This window comes from Spirosoma sp. KNUC1025, from assembly GCF_045160025.1.
GTDB lineage: Bacteria > Bacteroidota > Bacteroidia > Cytophagales > Spirosomataceae > Spirosoma.
Genome location: NZ_CP087139.1, coordinates 4,197,608 through 4,215,804, shown reverse-complemented (window position 1 = coordinate 4,215,804; position 18,197 = coordinate 4,197,608). Strand labels below are relative to the sequence as shown.

The 18,197-nt window shown below is 49.4% G+C and carries 11 protein-coding genes and 1 pseudogene; 7 read left to right on the top strand and 5 right to left on the bottom strand.

Annotated features, from left to right (window positions below; all coding sequences use genetic code 11):
- Positions 1–70: 70 nt before the first annotated feature.
- Positions 71–949, bottom strand: coding sequence for a TraB/GumN family protein (locus LN737_RS18370; protein WP_405511276.1), 879 nt, complete (start codon positions 947–949; stop codon positions 71–73).
- A 135-nt stretch (positions 950–1,084) separates the two neighbouring features.
- Here LN737_RS18370 and LN737_RS18365 point away from each other — a divergent pair, with 135 nt between their 5' ends.
- The 4 genes from LN737_RS18365 (at position 1,085) to LN737_RS18350 (ending at position 7,954) form a co-directional block, all read left to right on the top strand.
- Positions 1,085–4,507, top strand: coding sequence for a methylmalonyl-CoA mutase family protein (locus LN737_RS18365; protein WP_405511275.1), 3,423 nt, complete (start codon positions 1,085–1,087; stop codon positions 4,505–4,507).
- Positions 4,508–4,800: 293 nt separating this feature from the next.
- Positions 4,801–5,817 (top strand): bile acid:sodium symporter family protein, encoded by a 1,017-nt coding sequence (locus tag LN737_RS18360; RefSeq protein ID WP_405511274.1) that lies wholly within the window; start codon positions 4,801–4,803, stop codon positions 5,815–5,817.
- A 120-nt stretch (positions 5,818–5,937) separates the two neighbouring features.
- On the top strand, positions 5,938–6,342 hold the full coding sequence (locus LN737_RS18355) for a hypothetical protein (protein ID WP_405511273.1): 405 nt from the start codon (positions 5,938–5,940) through the stop codon (positions 6,340–6,342).
- A gap of 190 nt (positions 6,343–6,532) precedes the next feature.
- Positions 6,533–7,954 (top strand): GH1 family beta-glucosidase, encoded by a 1,422-nt coding sequence (locus LN737_RS18350; protein ID WP_405511272.1) that lies wholly within the window; start codon positions 6,533–6,535, stop codon positions 7,952–7,954.
- 237 nt (positions 7,955–8,191) lie between these two features.
- Here LN737_RS18350 and LN737_RS18345 read toward each other — a convergent pair whose 3' ends face one another.
- On the bottom strand, positions 8,192–9,082 hold the full coding sequence (locus tag LN737_RS18345; RefSeq protein ID WP_405511270.1) for a sugar phosphate isomerase/epimerase: 891 nt from the start codon (positions 9,080–9,082) through the stop codon (positions 8,192–8,194).
- Between the two features lie 141 nt (positions 9,083–9,223).
- Positions 9,224–11,894, bottom strand: a pseudogene (locus LN737_RS18340) (MGH1-like glycoside hydrolase domain-containing protein).
- A gap of 265 nt (positions 11,895–12,159) precedes the next feature.
- Here LN737_RS18340 and LN737_RS18335 point away from each other — a divergent pair.
- Positions 12,160–12,672 (top strand): GNAT family N-acetyltransferase, encoded by a 513-nt coding sequence (locus LN737_RS18335; protein ID WP_405511269.1) that lies wholly within the window; start codon positions 12,160–12,162, stop codon positions 12,670–12,672.
- A gap of 25 nt (positions 12,673–12,697) precedes the next feature.
- On the opposite strand, the gene LN737_RS18330 is transcribed toward LN737_RS18335, so the two are convergent.
- Positions 12,698–13,873 carry a serine hydrolase gene (locus LN737_RS18330; RefSeq protein ID WP_405511268.1) on the bottom strand — a complete coding sequence of 392 codons (1,176 nt, stop codon included), beginning with the start codon at positions 13,871–13,873 and terminating at the stop codon, positions 12,698–12,700.
- 313 nt (positions 13,874–14,186) lie between these two features.
- On the opposite strand from LN737_RS18330, the gene LN737_RS18325 reads away from it, so the two are divergent.
- Positions 14,187–15,539 carry a hypothetical protein gene (locus LN737_RS18325; protein ID WP_405511266.1) on the top strand — a complete coding sequence of 451 codons (1,353 nt, stop codon included), beginning with the start codon at positions 14,187–14,189 and terminating at the stop codon, positions 15,537–15,539.
- A 125-nt stretch (positions 15,540–15,664) separates the two neighbouring features.
- On the top strand, positions 15,665–16,342 hold the full coding sequence (locus LN737_RS18320; protein WP_405511265.1) for a response regulator transcription factor: 678 nt from the start codon (positions 15,665–15,667) through the stop codon (positions 16,340–16,342).
- Between the two features lie 149 nt (positions 16,343–16,491).
- Here LN737_RS18320 and LN737_RS18315 read toward each other — a convergent pair whose 3' ends face one another.
- Positions 16,492–18,000: a M28 family peptidase gene (locus tag LN737_RS18315; protein WP_405511264.1), complete on the bottom strand. Its 1,509-nt coding sequence runs from the start codon at positions 17,998–18,000 to the stop codon at positions 16,492–16,494.
- Between the last annotated feature and the right edge of the window lie 197 nt (positions 18,001–18,197).

Here is an 18,197-nt window from a genome sequence, read left to right as displayed (position 1 = left end):
TCATTCAAAACACAAATAGCCTGTTAGACAGGCTATTTGTGTTTTGAATCCATATTTGTTTCTACCCGAATTATTCAACGGGCTTTACTGTATAGCCTTTCTTCCGAAGCAGATTAACTACGCCTTTCTCATTGCCAAGATGTCCGGCACCAAAGGCAAAAAACGTTGGTTTCTCTTTGGCAGCTTTTTCAATAACAGGAATCCAGCTGGTATTACGTTCGGTCAGCAGCCCCTCTTCGTACTGAGAAAAATCCCCCCCGTTGAACTCGCTGGTTTTCATGGCGTTCATCAGTTTTGCCATATCATGTTTTTTATACAACGCAATGAAATCCGAAAACTCCTTCTTCGCTTCTTCGGGCTTTTTCGCCATATCGACCAATCCTTTCAGTTGCTCTTCCATTGGAATCTTATCGATCGCTTTCAACTGATCTGATAGATTTTCCAGCCCGAACACTTCCTTTTTCTCGCTGGCAGCCATTTGCGCAAATGTCAGATCGTAAGACGCTGGCTGACAGGGCAATATAGTCATGTACATCATCGAGAGTAAGGCAATGGGTTTGAGCATTCCCATTTGCGCGAGTCCGATGTGCATTTTCTGATTCAGGTAGCTGTCCAGCACCGTATAATCCTCTGGTTTAAGCATGTCTTTCAATGTCTTACCGGCGGGCATCATCATCGCTTTCTGCATATCGGCCATCATGGTCGGGTCGTCCATATCCAGTTCCAGATACACCTGCTGACTTTCGCCTACCGCTTTTTTCATGGCATCGGTAATGGTCAGATCCGTTGGGCAAACCAGATGGAACGTACCGTAGAGATAAGATGGTTTGGGCAGTCCCGGACCCGTTACTTCATACAGGAGTGCATTATCCTGCGTCTGGCCGCTGGCGAGCGTACCCGCCAAAAACAAGCCAGATAAGGCAAATTGAGTTACAAACTTTTTTATCATTGTCATTACTCGTTAAATATACCAGCCTCAAACAACTTCCCGGAGAGAGTGCCTATTGCGGTGAATCCGGGTGAAGGACAAATTTGCTTCGTAACTTTGATATCTCCGGCCCTACCTAACGAAATTTTTGAGCTTATGATTGCGCAACAGCCTAAACCAACGCATACTCAGTCCTCGGCTTTTACGAACAAAATTCGTATTGTAACTGCAGCTTCCCTGTTCGATGGGCACGATGCGGCTATCAATCTGATGCGTCGGCTAATGCAGGCATCTGGCGCCGAAGTAATTCATCTGGGCCACAATCGGTCAGTAGCCGAAATTGTCGATTGCGCTATTCAGGAAGATGTCCAGGGAATTGCCGTAACCAGTTATCAGGGCGGGCATCTTGAGTTTTTCAAATACATGTTTGATCTGCTTCAGGAACGGAGAGCTGGTCACATCAAAATATTCGGTGGAGGGGGTGGTACAATTCTGCCTTCCGAAATCGAAGCGCTCCACGCCTATGGCATCGCCCGTATTTACTCGCCCGATGATGGACGGACGATGGGTCTGCAGGGTATGATCGACGACCTGTTACGTCAATGTGATTTTAGCCCTCCCTCCGCAACAGCCTGGCGTACCGTTAATGAGAACGTTGATTTTAATCAAATCGCCCGACTCATTACCACGGCAGAAAACCATCCTACTCGATTCGACCGGTCAGTTCTTCAACCAGTTTCTACAACACCGCCCGTCCTTGGCGTAACGGGAACGGGTGGAGCTGGAAAATCATCGCTGGTTGATGAAGTGATATTACGTTTTCTCCGAACATTTCCGCAAAAAACGCTGGCTGTCATCTCCGTTGATCCATCGAAACGAAAAACTGGCGGAGCGCTTTTAGGCGACCGTATCCGTATGAATGCAATCCATTCACCACGGGTGTATATGCGATCCCTGGCGACACGTCAGGCTAATCTGGCGCTGAGCCGACACGTTCAGGACGCCATTGACATTTGTAAAGCGGCTCAATTTGATCTGATTATCGTCGAAACCTCAGGTATTGGCCAGTCAGATACGGAAATTACCGAACATGCCGATAAAACGCTCTACGTCATGACGGCTGAGTACGGGGCAGCCACACAGTTGGAAAAAATCGACATGCTTGATTTTGCTGACCTGATCGCCATTAACAAATTTGACAAACGGGGTTCGCTGGATGCCCTGCGCGACGTACGAAAGCAATACAGGCGTAACCATACCCTGTGGGACATACCGGACGATGAATTGCCCATTTTTGGCACCATTGCTGCGCAATTCAACGACGCCGGGATGAATACCCTGTTTGCGAACCTGATGACTGCGTTGGGTATGGAGCAACCTGATGAGAGCCGAAAACTGGCTGGTATTTCAGACGCTGTGCCTCTGGCCATCATTCCGCCCGACCGAGTTCGATATCTGGCTGAAATTGTGGAAGAAAGCCGCCGTTACGATGCCTTTGTTCATGAGCAAAGTTTGCTGGCACGAAAGCTCTATCAGCTGGATGGAACCCTGAAGATGCTGGAAAATTCGGGAATTGCAGCGACCGAATCTGCCAGAACGGATGCCTCCCGGCAGGATATAAGTAACGAACTGAGGCAGCTTTATAGCAATCTTGATAATCAGTTTTTTGCCGAATGCCGCCAACTTTTACAACAATGGCCCGACGTACAGAAACGGTTTTCGGCCGAGTATTATGAGTTCAGCGTGCGCGACAAAGTCATTCGTCAACCGCTGTTTTCTGAAACCCTTTCCCATCTGAAAATCCCTAAAGTAAGCCTGCCAAAATACAACGACTGGGGAGACATCCTGCGCTGGCTCCTGACCGAAAACGTACCGGGTGAGTTTCCCTACACGGCGGGCGTTTTTCCGTTAAAGCGAGAAGGCGAAGACCCAACCCGTATGTTTGCTGGCGAAGGAGGACCGGAACGTACCAATCGGCGGTTTCATTACGTGTCGAAAGGTCTGCCCGCCAAACGACTGTCAACGGCATTCGATTCGGTAACCCTTTACGGCGAAGACCCGGCCCTGCGGCCTGATATTTTCGGGAAAGTAGGCAATTCAGGTGTCAGCATCTGCACCCTCGACGATGCCAAGAAACTCTACTCCGGCTTTGATCTCTGCGATCCCGCTACGTCGGTATCCATGACCATCAACGGCCCCGCCCCGATGCTCCTTGGTTTTTTCCTGAATGCTGCCATTGATCAGCAGTGTGAGAAGTGGATAAGAGAAGGGAGTAAGAAGAAAGGGGAAGAAAGGGATGAGAGGGAATATGTCTCTCCCTTTCATCCAACCTCTCTTTCGTCCGAACTCCCCAATTATAACGGTACCTTACCCGATGGTAACGACGGCCTTGGTTTGATGTTGCTTGGCACAACGGGTGATAAAGTGCTGCCGCCAGAGGTATATGAGCGAATTAAAGCCGATACGTTACGTAAAGTACGGGGAACGGTGCAGGCCGATATTCTGAAGGAAGATCAGGCCCAGAATACCTGTATTTTCTCGACCGAGTTTGCCCTCAAAATGATGGGCGATATTCAGCAGTATTTCACCGATAACCGGGTGCAGAATTTTTACTCGGTTTCTATTTCGGGTTACCACATTGCTGAAGCGGGTGCAAATCCTATCTCGCAACTAGCCTTTACGCTCTCCAACGGCTTTACGTTCGTGGAATATTACCTTAGCCGGGGTATGCATGTGGATGAGTTCGCTCCCAATCTGTCGTTCTTTTTCTCGAACGGCATGGACCCGGAATATACGGTTCTCGGTCGCGTTGCGCGTCGTATCTGGTCGAAAGCCATGAAACACAAGTACAAGGCTAACGAGCGGTCGCAGAAACTCAAATACCACATCCAGACATCGGGCCGGAGCTTGCACGCGCAGGAAATCGCGTTCAACGACATTCGCACCACTTTACAGGCGCTTCTGGCAATCTTTGACAACTGTAACTCCCTGCATACCAATGCCTACGACGAAGCCATTACCACACCCACCGAAGAGTCTGTCCGGCGGGCAATGGCCATTCAACTAATTATCAACCGCGAGTTTGGGCTGACAAAAAATGAGAATCCATTACAAGGGTCATTCATCGTGGAAGAACTGACCGATCTGGTTGAAGAAGCGGTTTATGGGGAATTTCTCGCGATCAACGAGCGCGGTGGCGTATTGGGTGCGATGGAGCGTATGTACCAACGTAGCAAAATTCAGGAAGAGTCGATGTATTACGAAACCCGGAAGCACAATGGCGATTTACCCATCGTGGGTGTCAATACGTTTCTTGATCCAGCTGGTTCTCCAACGATTATTCCTGACGAAGTTATCCGTTCGACAGATGCCGAAAAACAATATGCTGTAGAATCCTGCCAGGCGTTTCAGAAGCGGCATCGCGCGGAAGCCGATGTAGCACTGGCTCACCTGCAAGCCACAGCCCTGGCCAATGGCAATATATTCGAGAGCCTGATGGAAGCGACCAAAGTGTGTTCACTGGGGCAGTTGTCGAATGCCCTTTACGCTGTGGGGGGGCAGTACCGACGAAATATGTAAAGGAATTTGTATTGGTGCATGGCCTTCATCTTTCAACAGTTTTGCCTATCGACGAACGTCCAGTGGCGCACCTTTCTGTAGATCGTCATCCTTCTGATAAAGATGAGTTTTATCAAGCAATTGCATCCTGAACAACAACCATTGCGTATGCTACTGACTATTAGTAAATGCCCCGCTGACAATTTCTCAAACAATCGACTACGAGTCGAGTCTGTATCAGTAAATCTGATTAGTTTTCAGGCTGCTACGTTAACGGATTAGCGCCTGGTTTTCTGAATAAAGAATTATTGAATATGGCTAAAACGTCATTACCAAACCTCCTGGCCCGCGTTGGACTCGACTGGTTTATACTTGCTTTACTGGCCATGATTGGATTGGCCAAACTCTGGCCCGGCCCTGGCATTCAGGAAGGTTTATTTACCATTTCATCACTGGCTACGTATGGCGTTTCGCTGATTTTTTTCTTTTACGGACTCAAGTTAAATTTTGGTCAACTGCAGGAAGGTCTGCGGAATTACAAACTGCATCTGGTCATTCACCTGACTACGTTCATCGTATTTCCGGCCATCGTGCTGGCGGCCCGCTCATTATTTTCAACCCCCGAAACGGAATTGCTCTGGCTGGGCATTTTCTACGTAGCGGCCTTACCCTCCACGGTTTCGTCGTCGGTAGTGACGGTATCCATTGCTGGAGGGAATATTCCGGCGGCTATTTTCAACGCCAGTATTTCGAGTCTGATCGGCGTTTTTATTACACCAGTCTGGATGAGCTTTTTACTAACCAGCACAACCGGGCACTATGATCTGGCGGGTGTCATCGGCAAGCTAACCCTTCAGGTAATTCTGCCCGTCATTCTGGGCTTGTTGTTAAATCAGCGGTTGGGCTGGCTGGCGGCCCGGTATAAATCGGCCCTTCGGTATTTCGATCAGTTTACCATTCTGCTTATTGTATACACCGCTTTCTGCGAATCGTTTTCACGACATGCGTTTGAGAAAATTTCTGTTGATGATCTACTGTGGCTGGCGGGCCTTATGCTCGGATTATTCTTTCTGGTTTTTGGTTTGATTACGCTGATCTGTCGTTTTCTAAATTTCAATCGGGAAGATCGGATTACTGCTTTGTTCTGTGGTTCAAAAAAATCGCTGGTACAGGGTAGCGTTATGGCCAATGTTTTATTTCCGATTAGCATCGCAGGTGTGGCGCTGCTGCCAATTATGATCTACCATGCTCTGCAACTGATTGTCGCCAGCATCATTGCTCAGGCCATGGCACAGCGGCAGCGAGAAATTTCAGAGGTCATTCGGGAGTGATATTACTGGTTTCAACCGCCAGAAATCGGCATTCAGACAGATGCCCCTATATCTCGATTAAACGTACGTGAGCCATTGCCTTCTAAGAATCAGTAACGCACAAAAAAACAATTACTGACCATGAAAAAGACAATCGCAGCCGCTCTTACCCTCTTCAGCTTAGCTACCAGTGTAACCTTCGCTCAGGGCGTATATTCAAAACCTTTCGACAACCGTCCTCCGCAATATGGTGGCTCTCGCTACGACCGCGACCAGTATCAGGACGAACTAAAAATTGACCGTATCGATGCCATTGTTAATCTGTCGCGTCGTCAGGAAAAGCAACTGCATAAAATCGAAGATAATTATGATCGCCTGTTTTCAACTTCCCGTATGACGCCCGATGGCCTGCGTCAGCTTCAGCTCCGCAAACGTCAGGATATGCTGGCCGTTCTGACTTCTGCTCAACGGGATCGGTTGTTTGCCACACAGCAAAACCGGGGTAACAATCGCTTTCAGCCCGCGCCTTATGGCCGCCGTGGTTAATATGCTTTTTTAATTTCGTAACTTGTAGGTAGCGTGGTGGTTCGCCAGATCGGTATGTTAAATTATCGGTCTGGCGAATCGCCTTTTCAAGCTATGCCGTACTTTTGAGCAGGCTTCAACGTAGTAAGCGGCCATTTTTTGTAGCAGACATTTGTTGGTAGAGCCCTAATCACTCCACCAATCATACTCAATGGCTTCTTTTGCAATGACTGACTCATCAACAGCGTCAACCCAGTTACCACCGTTTAACCGCCAATCGTTTGGTCCAAATTTTGTCTGGGGAACAGCAACGGCGGCTTATCAGATTGAAGGTGCTGTTGACCGCGACGGTCGTACGCCTTGTGTCTGGGATACGTTCAGTCGGCAGAAGGGCAAGATCAAAACCGGCGAAACGGCTGACATTGCCTGCGAATTTTACGACCGTTACGAAACCGATCTACAACTTCACAAAGACCTGGGGTTCAATGCTTTTCGATTCTCGCTATCCTGGTCGCGTATCCTGCCTGATGGGCTTGGCCCAAAACACGGAGGACGTATCAATGAAGTAGGGCTGGCCTTTTACGACCGATTGATCGACCAATGCCTGGCATTGGGTATTACGCCCTGGATCACGCTTTATCATTGGGATTTGCCACAGGCGCTTGAAAATCTGGGGGGCTGGCCTAACCGGAAAATTGTGGACTGGTTCGCTGATTTTACCGACATCTGCACAAAAGCCTTCGGCCATAAAGTCAAACACTGGATTATCCTGAACGAGCCACTGGCGTTTTCGGTGCTGGGGTATTTCACGGGTCAGCATGCACCCGGTCGGCGTAGTTTACGAAATCTACTTCCGGTTATTCACAACACCGCGCTGGCGCAGGCCGAGGGCGGACGAACGGTTCGTCAGAACGTAGCGGATGCCCAGATCGGTACTACGTTTTCATGCTCCCCCATTGAGCCATTCACCCCCCGCGATCAGGCTACTGCTCGACGGGTTGACGCCCTGATGAACCGGCTTTTTATCGAACCCGCACTGGGCTTGGGCTATCCCTCCCGTGAACTTCCGTTTCTGGCGGGTATAGCCAAAAAAGTTGCCCGGCCCGGCGATATGGAGCGGCTATCGTTCGATTTCGACTTCATTGGATTGCAGCATTATTTTCGGGCAATCGTCGAACAGTCGTATTTTATGCCTTACATCTGGGCTAAAGATGTTTCTCCACTCCGACGTAACGTACAGACGATTACAGAAATGGGCTGGGAAGTGTACCCCGAAAGTATGTATCAGATAATCTACCAGTTCGCTAAGTACGAAAGCGTCAAAAAAATCTATATTACTGAGAGCGGAGCCGCCTTTTATGACCTGGTGCATCAGGGAGCCATCGATGACACCGCCCGACTGGCGTATCATCAGGCCTATCTTCAGCAGGTGCTCCGGGCAAAGCAGGCAGGCCTGCCGGTAGAAGGTTATTTTGCCTGGACTTTCCTTGATAATTTTGAATGGGCAGAAGGTTTCCGGCCCCGTTTCGGCCTTGTATACGTCGATTTTAGAACCCAGCAACGTATCATTAAAGCATCAGGACGATGGTTTCAGCAATTATTAACAGACAAAAATCATCTGGTCCCCATTTAAGAATCAAAACGGTAATAAAGAACTTTTGCCGCCCAGACTGGTATTTTGAAAAATTATCTGTTCCACATTTCGGCTTATCTCTTGCCGAATTGTTTCAGCCTTGCTCTTATTAATATTGCTCATCCCGACAACCAGAAAGAACATGAGCGGCAAGCCTTTGCAAGATATGGGAATATCTGAGTCAGAAAACAGGTGTAAAAGGTTGAATTTATCCAAGCCCTTTACACCTGTCATTCCTTATACTTTCAGTTTATCTACGTTCTTGTAGCTGATGGCAATGGACTCCAGTGGTGGGAGTTTACATACGTCCTGCTCCACGAAATAGTGCGTCATACCTGCGGTTGCCTTCGCATCGAAAATACGCTGGAAGTCAATGGAACCCGTACCAACTGGCGCAAAGGCCCGTTCGGGTGTTTTCTCCATGTCCTTCACGTGCCAGAGCGGAAAACGGCCAGGGTGTTTTTTAAACAGGGCAACCGGGTCCTGTTTTGCAAATGTTGCCCAGTATAAATCAAGTTCGAGTTTAACCAGGCTCTTATCCGTATTCCCTAACAGTACGTCGTAAGGTACTTTGCCACTGAGCGGCTTGAATTCAAAATCATGGTTATGGTAGCAGAACTGAATTCCAGCCGCTTTGCACACCTCCGCCGATTTATTAAATAGATCCGCAAACTTCAGATAATCATCCAGTTTGGTACGTTCTTCGGGAAACAGATAGGCACAGACCATGTATTTCTGACCGACCGTAGCGGCATCATCAACAGCCCGTTTCCAATCATTCAGCAGCGTCCCTTTGGCTTTCGGCATTGTTTTGCCAGTGGTGTAATGACCACTTGGCGTCGACAGGCCAAGACTTTTTAAGTAAGCAGCATATTCTTTTGGTGTTTTGCCAAAGAATTTACCATCCGAATACCCAAACGATTCAACTTCCTTATAGCCAATCTGAGCTACTTTTTTCAATGTGCCATTCGGGTCTTTCGCCATCAAATCACGGAGGGTGTAGAGTTGCAGCCCTACTTTTTTAGGCGACGCGGCAAACGCATCCAGTTGTGGTAATAAAGCGGCCGATGTTGCCAGTGCACCCAGTTTAAGAAACTGCTGGCGGGTAATTTTGGATGACTGATTCATAGTACTCATAGAGCAGGTTAGTCGTAACGGGCAAAGCACCCGCACCTTTAGAAAGATGGAGACGTATAGGGTTTACTGTCTGGAGAAATTTATTCGTGAAGAAGCGGATGGAGTCAACGATTATCGTTGACTCCATCCGCTTTATTTCGCTACCGGAACGGCTACGTTTACGGATTGGTATTTGTACCAATATTCGATCAGGTCCGCCACCAGGCCCGTCCACCCCGTTTGATGGCTTGCCCCAAGTCCCGCGCCATTATCGCCGTTGAAGTACTCGTAGAACAGATAGAGCCCCTGGAAATTAGGATCGTCCTGTTGTTTTTTATCCATCCCGAGCGACGCTATATGACCATTCTCGTCGCGCTTGAACAGATTGATGAGTCGTTCGGCAACCTGCATGGCCGCTTCTTTAAGACTCATCACTTGTCCCGAATTGGTGGGGTATTCCACCTCAAAATCATCGCCGTAGTATTGGTAAAACTTCAACAGCGAATCAATCAGCGGAAAATTGAGTGGAAACCAGATTGGTCCCCGCCAGTTCGAATTGCCACCAAACATGCTCATCTCCGACTCAGCCGCTACATAGCGCACCTGGAAAATTTCGCTGTTCAGTTCAAACTGATAGGGTGTCTTTTCGTGATATTTCGAAAGCGCCCGGATGCCGTAGTCCGACAAAAATTCCGTTTCGTCAAACATCCGTTTCAGAATCATTTTCATGCGGTGACCACGTAACAGACTGAGCAGGTGCGTTTCGCCTTTACCCGGCTCGTGCCAGCGCGAAATGAGCGACGCCAGATCAGGGCGGTTCGTCAGCACCCACTCGACCCGACGTTTGAAGTCAGGCAGTTTCGAGAGCAGTTCCTCGTCCAGAATCTCGACGGCAAAGAGAGGAATCAATCCCACCATCGACCGAATTTTGAGCAGCCGCGCGTTATGGTCCGGCATGTGAAGCACGTCGTAATAAAACTGATCGACTTCATCCCACAGGCTGATGTTTTTGCCACCAAGGTTATTCATGGCCGACGCGATATGCAGGAAGTGCTCAAAAAACTTGCTCGCCATATCCTGGTAGCTTGGACGAGTCAGCGAAATCTCGCAGGCGATACGTAGCATATTGAGCGTGTACATGGCCATCCAGCCCGTACCATCGGCCTGCTCAATACGTCCCCCATAGGCAATGGCTGGCTTCGGTCGAACACCCCAATGTTATCGAGCCCCAGGAAGCCTCCCCCAAAAATATTGTTACCTGATACGTCTTTTCGGTTGACCCACCATGTGAAGTTCAGCAGCAGTTTATGAAATACCCGCTCCAGAAAATTTACATCACCCGTACCATTCAGGTCGCGGTCAATCTCGTACACCTTCCAGGTAGCCCAGGCATGAACGGGTGGATTTACATCGCTGAAATTCCATTCGTATGCCGGAATCTGTCCGTTCGGATGCATGTAATACTCCCGCAGAATAACCGCCAGCTGTCGTTTGGCAAAATGCGGATCGAGCCGGGCGAGGGTCAACGTGTGGAAAGCCAGGTCCCAGGCCGCAAACCAGGGATATTCCCATTTGTCGGGCATGGAGAGAATATTGGCCGTATACATATGCCGCCAGGTTTCGTTGCGGGCATATACGCGTCCCTGAAACGGGACCGGCATTTTCGGATCACCTTTCAGCCATTCATTTACGTTGTAATAATAAAACTGCTTGTTCCAGAGCATCCCCGCATACGCCTGCCGCTGAATGGCGCGCAGTTCAGGATCGGTGACGTTTTTCTGCAGGTTTGCATAGAAAGCATCCGCTTCCGACAGACGTTTGTTCCAGATTGTGTCAAAGTCGGCGAATGGCTGTGCGTTGGTTGTCTGATCGCTGAACCGTAACCGTATACTGACACTGTCATTGGCCGGTACGTTTACGGAATACTGGGCAGATGCCTTGGTGCCGATCTGGTTGGGGTTGACGAAGCTTTTTTTACCACCCGATACGATGTAGTTATTGATACTGTCTTTCGGATACTTGGTCAGATTGGGTCGGCCGTACAGGCGCTCTGTATTCGTTTCGTTTTCACAAAAAAGCAGTGCATCGGCGTTTTCGCAGTAGAGCTTATATTTCCCCAACTGCTTATGATTCACCTCGATCTGGTTGTTGGCAATGCCATTGAGCATGGGCCGTGAGTTATACTGCTCATAGCCCCACGACCAGGTATTCCGAAACCAGATGGTAGGCAGCAAGGTTAGGGGAGCCGGTTTAGAGGATCGGTTGTGAGCGGTTATTTTCACAAGCCAGTCGTTCTGATCGGCTTTGGCGTATTCGACAAAAATATCGAAATACTCATCCTTCTCGAAAATTCCGGTGTCCGTCAGCTCGAACTCCGGCGCCTGACGATCCCGGCGCATGGTTTCGATAATCAGCCGATTGTACGGAAACTCCTGCTGCGGGTATTTATAGAGCATCTTCATATAAGAATGCGTAGGTGTACTGTCCAGATAGTAGTACAGTTCCTTTACGTCCTCTCCATGATTGCCTTCGGGTCCTGACAGGCCAAAAAGTCGCTCTTTTAAGATGTTGTCTTTATGGTTCCAGAAGGCCAGTGCAAAGCATATATGGCCTTTGTTATCCGAAATTCCGCCAATGCCTTCCTCTCCCCAGCGGTAGGCACGGGAGCGCGCCATGTCGTGCGTCACGAAGTTCCAGGCATCGCCATAGGGGCTGTAATCTTCGCGAACGGTGCCCCAAGCACGTTCGGAAAGATAAGGCCCCCATTTTTCCAGCCCTTGTTATCGGCTCGTTCGTAAATGCGTGCGCGTTCTGCTAAACTCATACGATTAAGATAATATCAATTTTACGGTAGGTACATTTAAATTAGGAATGCAGGCGTCAAATATAGTATGCATGCTGAGTATTTTCAGAAAAAACATTCATATTTCCTGAACGGTAACTCCTGATGGTTAGCCAGTTCGTACACGACCAATTGCCCCCTATTAACGTACTACAGTGAATACTGTTTAATCCTTTAAGCGCAATATACATCCCAGATCATGAGGCTTACTACGTATTTTTAACTGAAAAATAAACCCTCCTGACCCATGACTATCGATTGTGGCCTCTGTCGGCTCAGGCCGTTCCAGCTTTCCGACGCTGATTCAGTACTAAAACATGCCAATAACCGGGCTCTATGGCTGAATTTACGTGACCGGTTCCCTCACCCCTACACGCAGGCCGACGCCGAATGGTGGGTAAATTTTGCCTCCACTCTATCACCCCTTACTGGCTTTGCTATCGACATTGATGGAGAAGCTGTTGGTGCGATCGGTTTAGAGCTTCATTCTGATATTGAGCGTTGTTCGGCCGAGGTGGGCTACTGGCTGGGCGAGCAACATTGGGGCAAAGGCATCATGTCAGCCGCCCTGCGCGCCATTACCGACTATGGTTTTAATCAATTTGAACTGACACGTATCTATGCCGTTCCGTTTGTTCGCAATGCCCCTTCCGTTCGCATACTGGAAAAAGCAGGTTATCAGCTCGAAGGGCTCATGCGACGTAGCGCCATTAAGGATGGCGTCATTCTTGATCAATTTCTTTACGCGTCAGTACGGTAACCGAAAGCGCTTCTTATAAACTCACTTAGTGCTTAATAGCAGCTAATACGCGCTTAATCAGTTCGTTAGGACTGCCATTGTGCCAGCGCCAGACAATTACAATATCGTGTTCCGGGTCGACCCAGATGGTATTTGAACCTGCGCCAATAGCTGCAAAACTCGTGGCCGGTCCATCGGGCCAAGCTTTCTTGCCGGTTGAACTTGTGCCGGTGTTCAGCCACCACAGATAACCGTAATCCGGTCCGTGAGGGCTTGGGGAAGTCGCTTGTTTTACCCAGTCCGACGATACGATCTGTTTGTTTCCCCAACGGCCCTGCCGCAAAAACAGGTACCCAAAGCGCGCTTCATCGCGGGTGTTGATCCACAATCCGCCACCCCAGCGGGTGCCACCACTCACTGATGGCATTTGTTTACCATCGATATCGGCAGTGGCGTTGGGATACGTAACATAACGCCAGGTGTCCGATGCACCAATTGGATTCATAATTTCGTCGCGTACTACGTCGGGAAGTGGTTTCTTCCATAAACGTAGAAGCGACAATGCCAACCGGTTGATTCGAACATCGTTGTATTCATAGAAACTACCAGGCTTTTGCAATGCGCGAGGTTTCCGCTCGCCTTTCCCAAATGCTTCTTTCCCGACAAAATCACTGTTTTTACCCCACATACTCCCTTCCCACTCACTGGTTTGGGTCAGGTGGTTTTCCCACGTAATTGGCCGGTTCTGCTCAGATTCATACCCGCCATCGTGAATAAGTTTTGCTACCGGATCATGAATATCCGCAATCATTCCGCGTTCGATCGTGATCCCTGCCACCGTTGACAATACGCTTTTAGCAACGCTGTAGGTTGGGTCAGGATGCTGGGTATCGCCCCATTCAGCTACAATGTACCCATGCCGCAGTACGATACCGTTGGTTGCCGCCCGACTGGAAGTCATGGGCCCCAGCAGTTTTCCAAAAATTTCTTCCTGAGTTGAAAAATTGGGGGTCATCTGGGTTGTTTCCTGCGTTTTGGCAAAGGCAACTGCCTGATCGAGCAAAGCGGCATCCATCCCAACTTTTTCGGGGATCCGGTGCTCCCAATTATTGCCACTGGGTGGATAATACGTTGTTGAGGTGCTGGCCGGTCGGTGGCAGGCCGACAACGCGATGACAACGAGGGTATACTGGCTAAGTTTTCGGAGAAGAGGTGTGCGCATTGGTAAGTTGAGTCGGGTTGTATTGTTCATTACCTACTGGCAGATAGCTTCCTTCAAGACTATGACAAAGAAACGACCTTCCAGCCATTACAAAGCTATTTTCTACAGAAAAACCCGATCAAATCTTTAACCCAACATTAACGCCTGTTTTATGCTTCATTCAACTCAGATGGCGTTTTTTAAGGTGTGAACAGAGAGAGCTGGCCGACCAGAATTAACCAGAATTTTGCCGGTCAACGTCCTCTGATTGCAATCAACCTGATCGTTAAACCAATGCCTTCATCCGGCATATACTGTTAAGTATCAGTCAATCATGAAAACGTTCATCCAGTTAATTTCGACAAAAACATGGCTGCTCGCCACCGGGCTCCTGGTCGCAGGATGGCAACCCACATTCGCTCAGTCAACGGAAGCTGAGCAGCAGCCTGCACTCACCGATAATCAGACAATCATCTCCGCTATTGCCCCGTATCGCGATGATGTTCGACGGTCGATTCTATTGGCCAGTGAACAACCGCAGGTATTAAGCGGCCTGGCTCAGGAGCGCGGAGCCAGTCAGCAGGCGTTTACGAATGTGATTCAGTCGTATGGCCAGGCAAAACAAAGCTGGTTTTATGATTTATCGCGGTATCCTGACCTTCTGCATTCGTTGGCCACCTTACCGGCCGGCACCGATGAGCCATCCGTTAAAGCACTAGCCAAAAACCTGCCAACCGATCTCCAGGAATCGGCCTGGAAACTGTATCGGCATCACCATGATGATCTGGTACGTGTCGATAACATCAATCAGCAGGCCCAACAGGCGTTTGACAACCTGATTAATCCGCTCGACGTACCTACTCAGGAAGCCTTTCGTCAGTTGATCGATATGCCAGACGTATTGACCCAACTGACCGATGAGCTGGATAAAACGACCAAACTAGGGGAAGCGTACCGGGCCAATCCCGAACAGGTCATGAATGATCTGACGGCATTGCATGATAGCTTAGCCGTTCAGAATCAGCAGGAATTATCGGATTACCAGCGCGAATTAAACAGCGACCCGCAGGCTAAACAGGAATTGCAGCAGGCAAGGCAGGCGTATGCGCAGGCCAACGGATATAACACGGGTATCAATCCTGATCCGGGCTGGGTAAACAGTTCCTATTATTATCAAAATCCGTACCCCTACTGGTTTGGTTATCCGTACTGGTATGCCTCCCCACTCTGGTATCCGTCGGCCTGGTGGTATGGTACGGGCTTCTATATGGGCCCCGGTGGAAACATGGTTGTGTTTGGCCTGCCATCGTTTGGTTTTTCAAATTGGTTTTTCGGCGCAGGCTACAACATTTATCCGCATCTGTACCGTCGTTTTAATACGTATTACACGCACAACATCGGTGAGCATCGGTACTGGACAGCCGGGAACACTGGCTTCATGTCCTCAGCCCGGCGGGTATTCGGGCCCGCAACCGAGCTCAGCAATGGCCGGACCAACTGGCTAACCAACCCGCATCAGTACAGCAGACCGGGTAACTGGACAAATACGGCTCGCGGTATGACAGGTCGTTACCAGGATGCCAATGCCGGTGCCTACCATACGCAGGCCTGGGGCGGGGGTCGCTCGTTCGGGGGTGGTTTTGGCGGTGGATTCCACGGAGGAGGCTTTCATGGCGGCCGACGGTAAGTAAAGCCATGAATGTTTTTTATACGTGAACGCCCCGGTCTGGCCAGATCGGGGCGTTCACGTATACTGTGTATAACCTAAACCTTCGTTATTTTGCGCCTTTATTTACAGGAACGTCAACTCCTATGCATATACTCATCGTTGAAGATGAAGCTTCAATTGCCGCTTTTTTGCGGAAAGGTCTGGAAGCTAATGGATTCATGGTTCAGATTGCTTCTGATGGCATCACCGGCCAGCGACTGGCGCTCGATCAACCATTCGACATGATTATCGCCGACATCAATATGCCCCGGCAAAACGGGCTGGATATGGTGGCAACTCTTCGGAAACAGGGAGTCGAAATCCCTATCCTCATGCTGACTGCGTTCGGTACAACACCCGACGTAGTGGCCGGACTTGATTCTGGTGCCGATGATTATTTAGTTAAACCTGTACCTTTTGAAATTCTGCTGGCGCGTATCCGGGCGCTAACTCGCCGTCATACAGGCCATTTGCAGGCCGAAACGATTTTGACGGTTAGTGATCTGGTTTTGAATCTTGACCAACGTACCGTTCGCAGAGGCAACCACGATATTTCTCTGACAGCCAAAGAGTTTCAGCTGCTTGAGTATCTGATGCGCAACAAAGGCCATGTTGTTTCCAGAGCCGCCATTGCCGAAGAGGTCTGGGATATGCAATACGCCATGAGCAGTAACTCGATCGAAGTTTATGTAGGGCTGCTACGTAAGAAAATTGACCAGGCAGGCGCTCCCCGACTCATTCACACTGTTGTGGGGGGTGGCTATGTACTACGCGAGCCTTAGTTTGTCATTAGTCATTGGCCATTGTTCCAGCTCTGCCTGGCTATTCACAACCTAATACCTTTCAGGTGGCTGGGGTCATACACAAAAACTATTTTGAAGAAGGATTTGCGGAACCGTTTTTCCCAAATGGCCACTGACTAGTAACAAACTCATCGTTCCAGCTTAAAACCTTCATCCACTCTGACCCGCTTGGGCCGATTGGCTACGTCCCAGCCAGTTAAATAAATCCATTTGGCAATGCGCGTTACCTTGGTCGTGTTAATTCGGTCGGGCTCGTCTTTAGGCGTATGATAATCAGCATGAAGCAGGGTCGTAAACGCAATAGCCGGTACGTTGGAGCGGGCATACGGCAGGTGATCGGATCGAAAATACCAACCCTCCGGATGCTCAGGCTTATCCCAAAGTGTATCCAGCTTGAAATGGGCTTCCGACTGATTAACCGCCAGCGCGGCATTGACCAAATCCAACGAATTGCGGTGTGGAGGCTGCTGCCCCAATATGCAGGCGCTATCAGGGGCATTACGTCCGATCATTTCTGCGTTTAAAACCGCTACTATCGACTCTTTCGGAACCGTGGGTTTTTCGACGTAATACCGCGACCCTAGAAGTCCACGCTCCTCGGCGCCATGAAACACAAACAACGCTGACCGCTTGGCCGGTTGTTTGACAAATGCCCGCCCAATGGCCATTGTAGCCACGCAGCCACTGGCGTTATCGTCTGCCCCGTTCCAGATTGAGTCACCCGCTACAGCCCGCCGAACTCCATCGTGGTCCTGGTGTGTGCTAAACAGAACATATTCGTTTTTGAGCGTCGGATCAGTTCCCGGCACCTTCGCTACGATATTGACAGAGGGGTAGTTAAAACTTTCGACGTTCACTACGTTTGTGAATTGCTGACCCGGTTGCTTAATCCAGTCGAGTGCACTGGCCGGAAGCCATACGGTAGGTGCCTGCGAAAACACACGCGTATTGGCTCCCCCTGGCAGGTCGTAACGTCCCCGTTCGAGGCCCGTTGTCCAGCGATCAAAATAAAACTGGGCATCAGTATTTGACACCCAAATAACCGCTAAAGCACCTGCTTTGACAAGCTCTGCCGCCCGGCGGGACATGGTGCCAAACAAAAATCGACGGTAACTCAACTCAGCGGGTGCTGATCCTGAAAATTCCAGTGCTACGGCTTTTCCTTTCACATCAACTTTCGCCAGATCGTCGGGCGTGCCTTTACCCACAAACACAAGCGGGGCATCGACCGACGCGATGGCCGGAGCCAGAATAAAGGCATCCTGACCGTGAGTCAACTGGTGTGTACCGATGTTCAGTCGGCTGGTTTCGGTGATACGAGTCCGTTGGATGTGAAAAAACTGAAAGAACGTACCATCGTCGCCAGCGGGTTGCAACCCCATTGCCCGAAGTTGATCGGCAATCCACATCGATGCTTTCAGCTCATCCAGTGAACCTCCTTCCCTCCCCCGAAAATGATCTCCAGCCAAAGCAAACAGATCACGTTTGATATCACTTTCCTGAATGGCCGTCAGTCCAGCCGGTGTTTTTGTTGCACTGCTCTTCGATTGAGCAAGAAGAATGGCAGGACTGAGGAACCCTAGTAACGTAATGGCCGTCAGAAAATGCCAGAGTTTTGGTTTGTTGAGATAATTCATGGTCGTTATTCAAACTGGTAAACCGCTTTTCAACAAATCTACGGATAGACCTACTGTTTTCCAGTTTAGGGAAGTTAAAACACGCGCTTTTACTTATGTGCTTTCCTTGAACTCCCCTGAAGCGCTTTGATTTGATCTACGGATGACAAAACCACCGGCCCAGGCGCATCAAATGCACGTAATACTGCTAAAAATCA

Bases quoted from the DNA above. Each gene is read 5' to 3' on its own strand.
- LN737_RS18345 (WP_405511270.1), bottom strand. From the start codon at position 9,082: ATGAATCAGTCATCCAAAATTACCCGCCAGCAGTTTCTTAAACTGGGT.
- LN737_RS18360 (WP_405511274.1), top strand. From the start codon at position 4,801: ATGGCTAAAACGTCATTACCAAACCTCCTGGCCCGCGTTGGACTCGAC.
- LN737_RS18365 (WP_405511275.1), top strand. From the start codon at position 1,085: ATGATTGCGCAACAGCCTAAACCAACGCATACTCAGTCCTCGGCTTTT.
- LN737_RS18325 (WP_405511266.1), top strand. From the start codon at position 14,187: ATGAAAACGTTCATCCAGTTAATTTCGACAAAAACATGGCTGCTCGCC.
- LN737_RS18355 (WP_405511273.1), top strand. From the start codon at position 5,938: ATGAAAAAGACAATCGCAGCCGCTCTTACCCTCTTCAGCTTAGCTACC.
- LN737_RS18370 (WP_405511276.1), bottom strand. From the start codon at position 949: ATGATAAAAAAGTTTGTAACTCAATTTGCCTTATCTGGCTTGTTTTTG.
- LN737_RS18350 (WP_405511272.1), top strand. From the start codon at position 6,533: ATGGCTTCTTTTGCAATGACTGACTCATCAACAGCGTCAACCCAGTTA.
- LN737_RS18330 (WP_405511268.1), bottom strand. From the start codon at position 13,873: ATGCGCACACCTCTTCTCCGAAAACTTAGCCAGTATACCCTCGTTGTC.
- LN737_RS18315 (WP_405511264.1), bottom strand. From the start codon at position 18,000: ATGAATTATCTCAACAAACCAAAACTCTGGCATTTTCTGACGGCCATT.
- LN737_RS18335 (WP_405511269.1), top strand. From the start codon at position 12,160: ATGACTATCGATTGTGGCCTCTGTCGGCTCAGGCCGTTCCAGCTTTCC.
- LN737_RS18320 (WP_405511265.1), top strand. From the start codon at position 15,665: ATGCATATACTCATCGTTGAAGATGAAGCTTCAATTGCCGCTTTTTTG.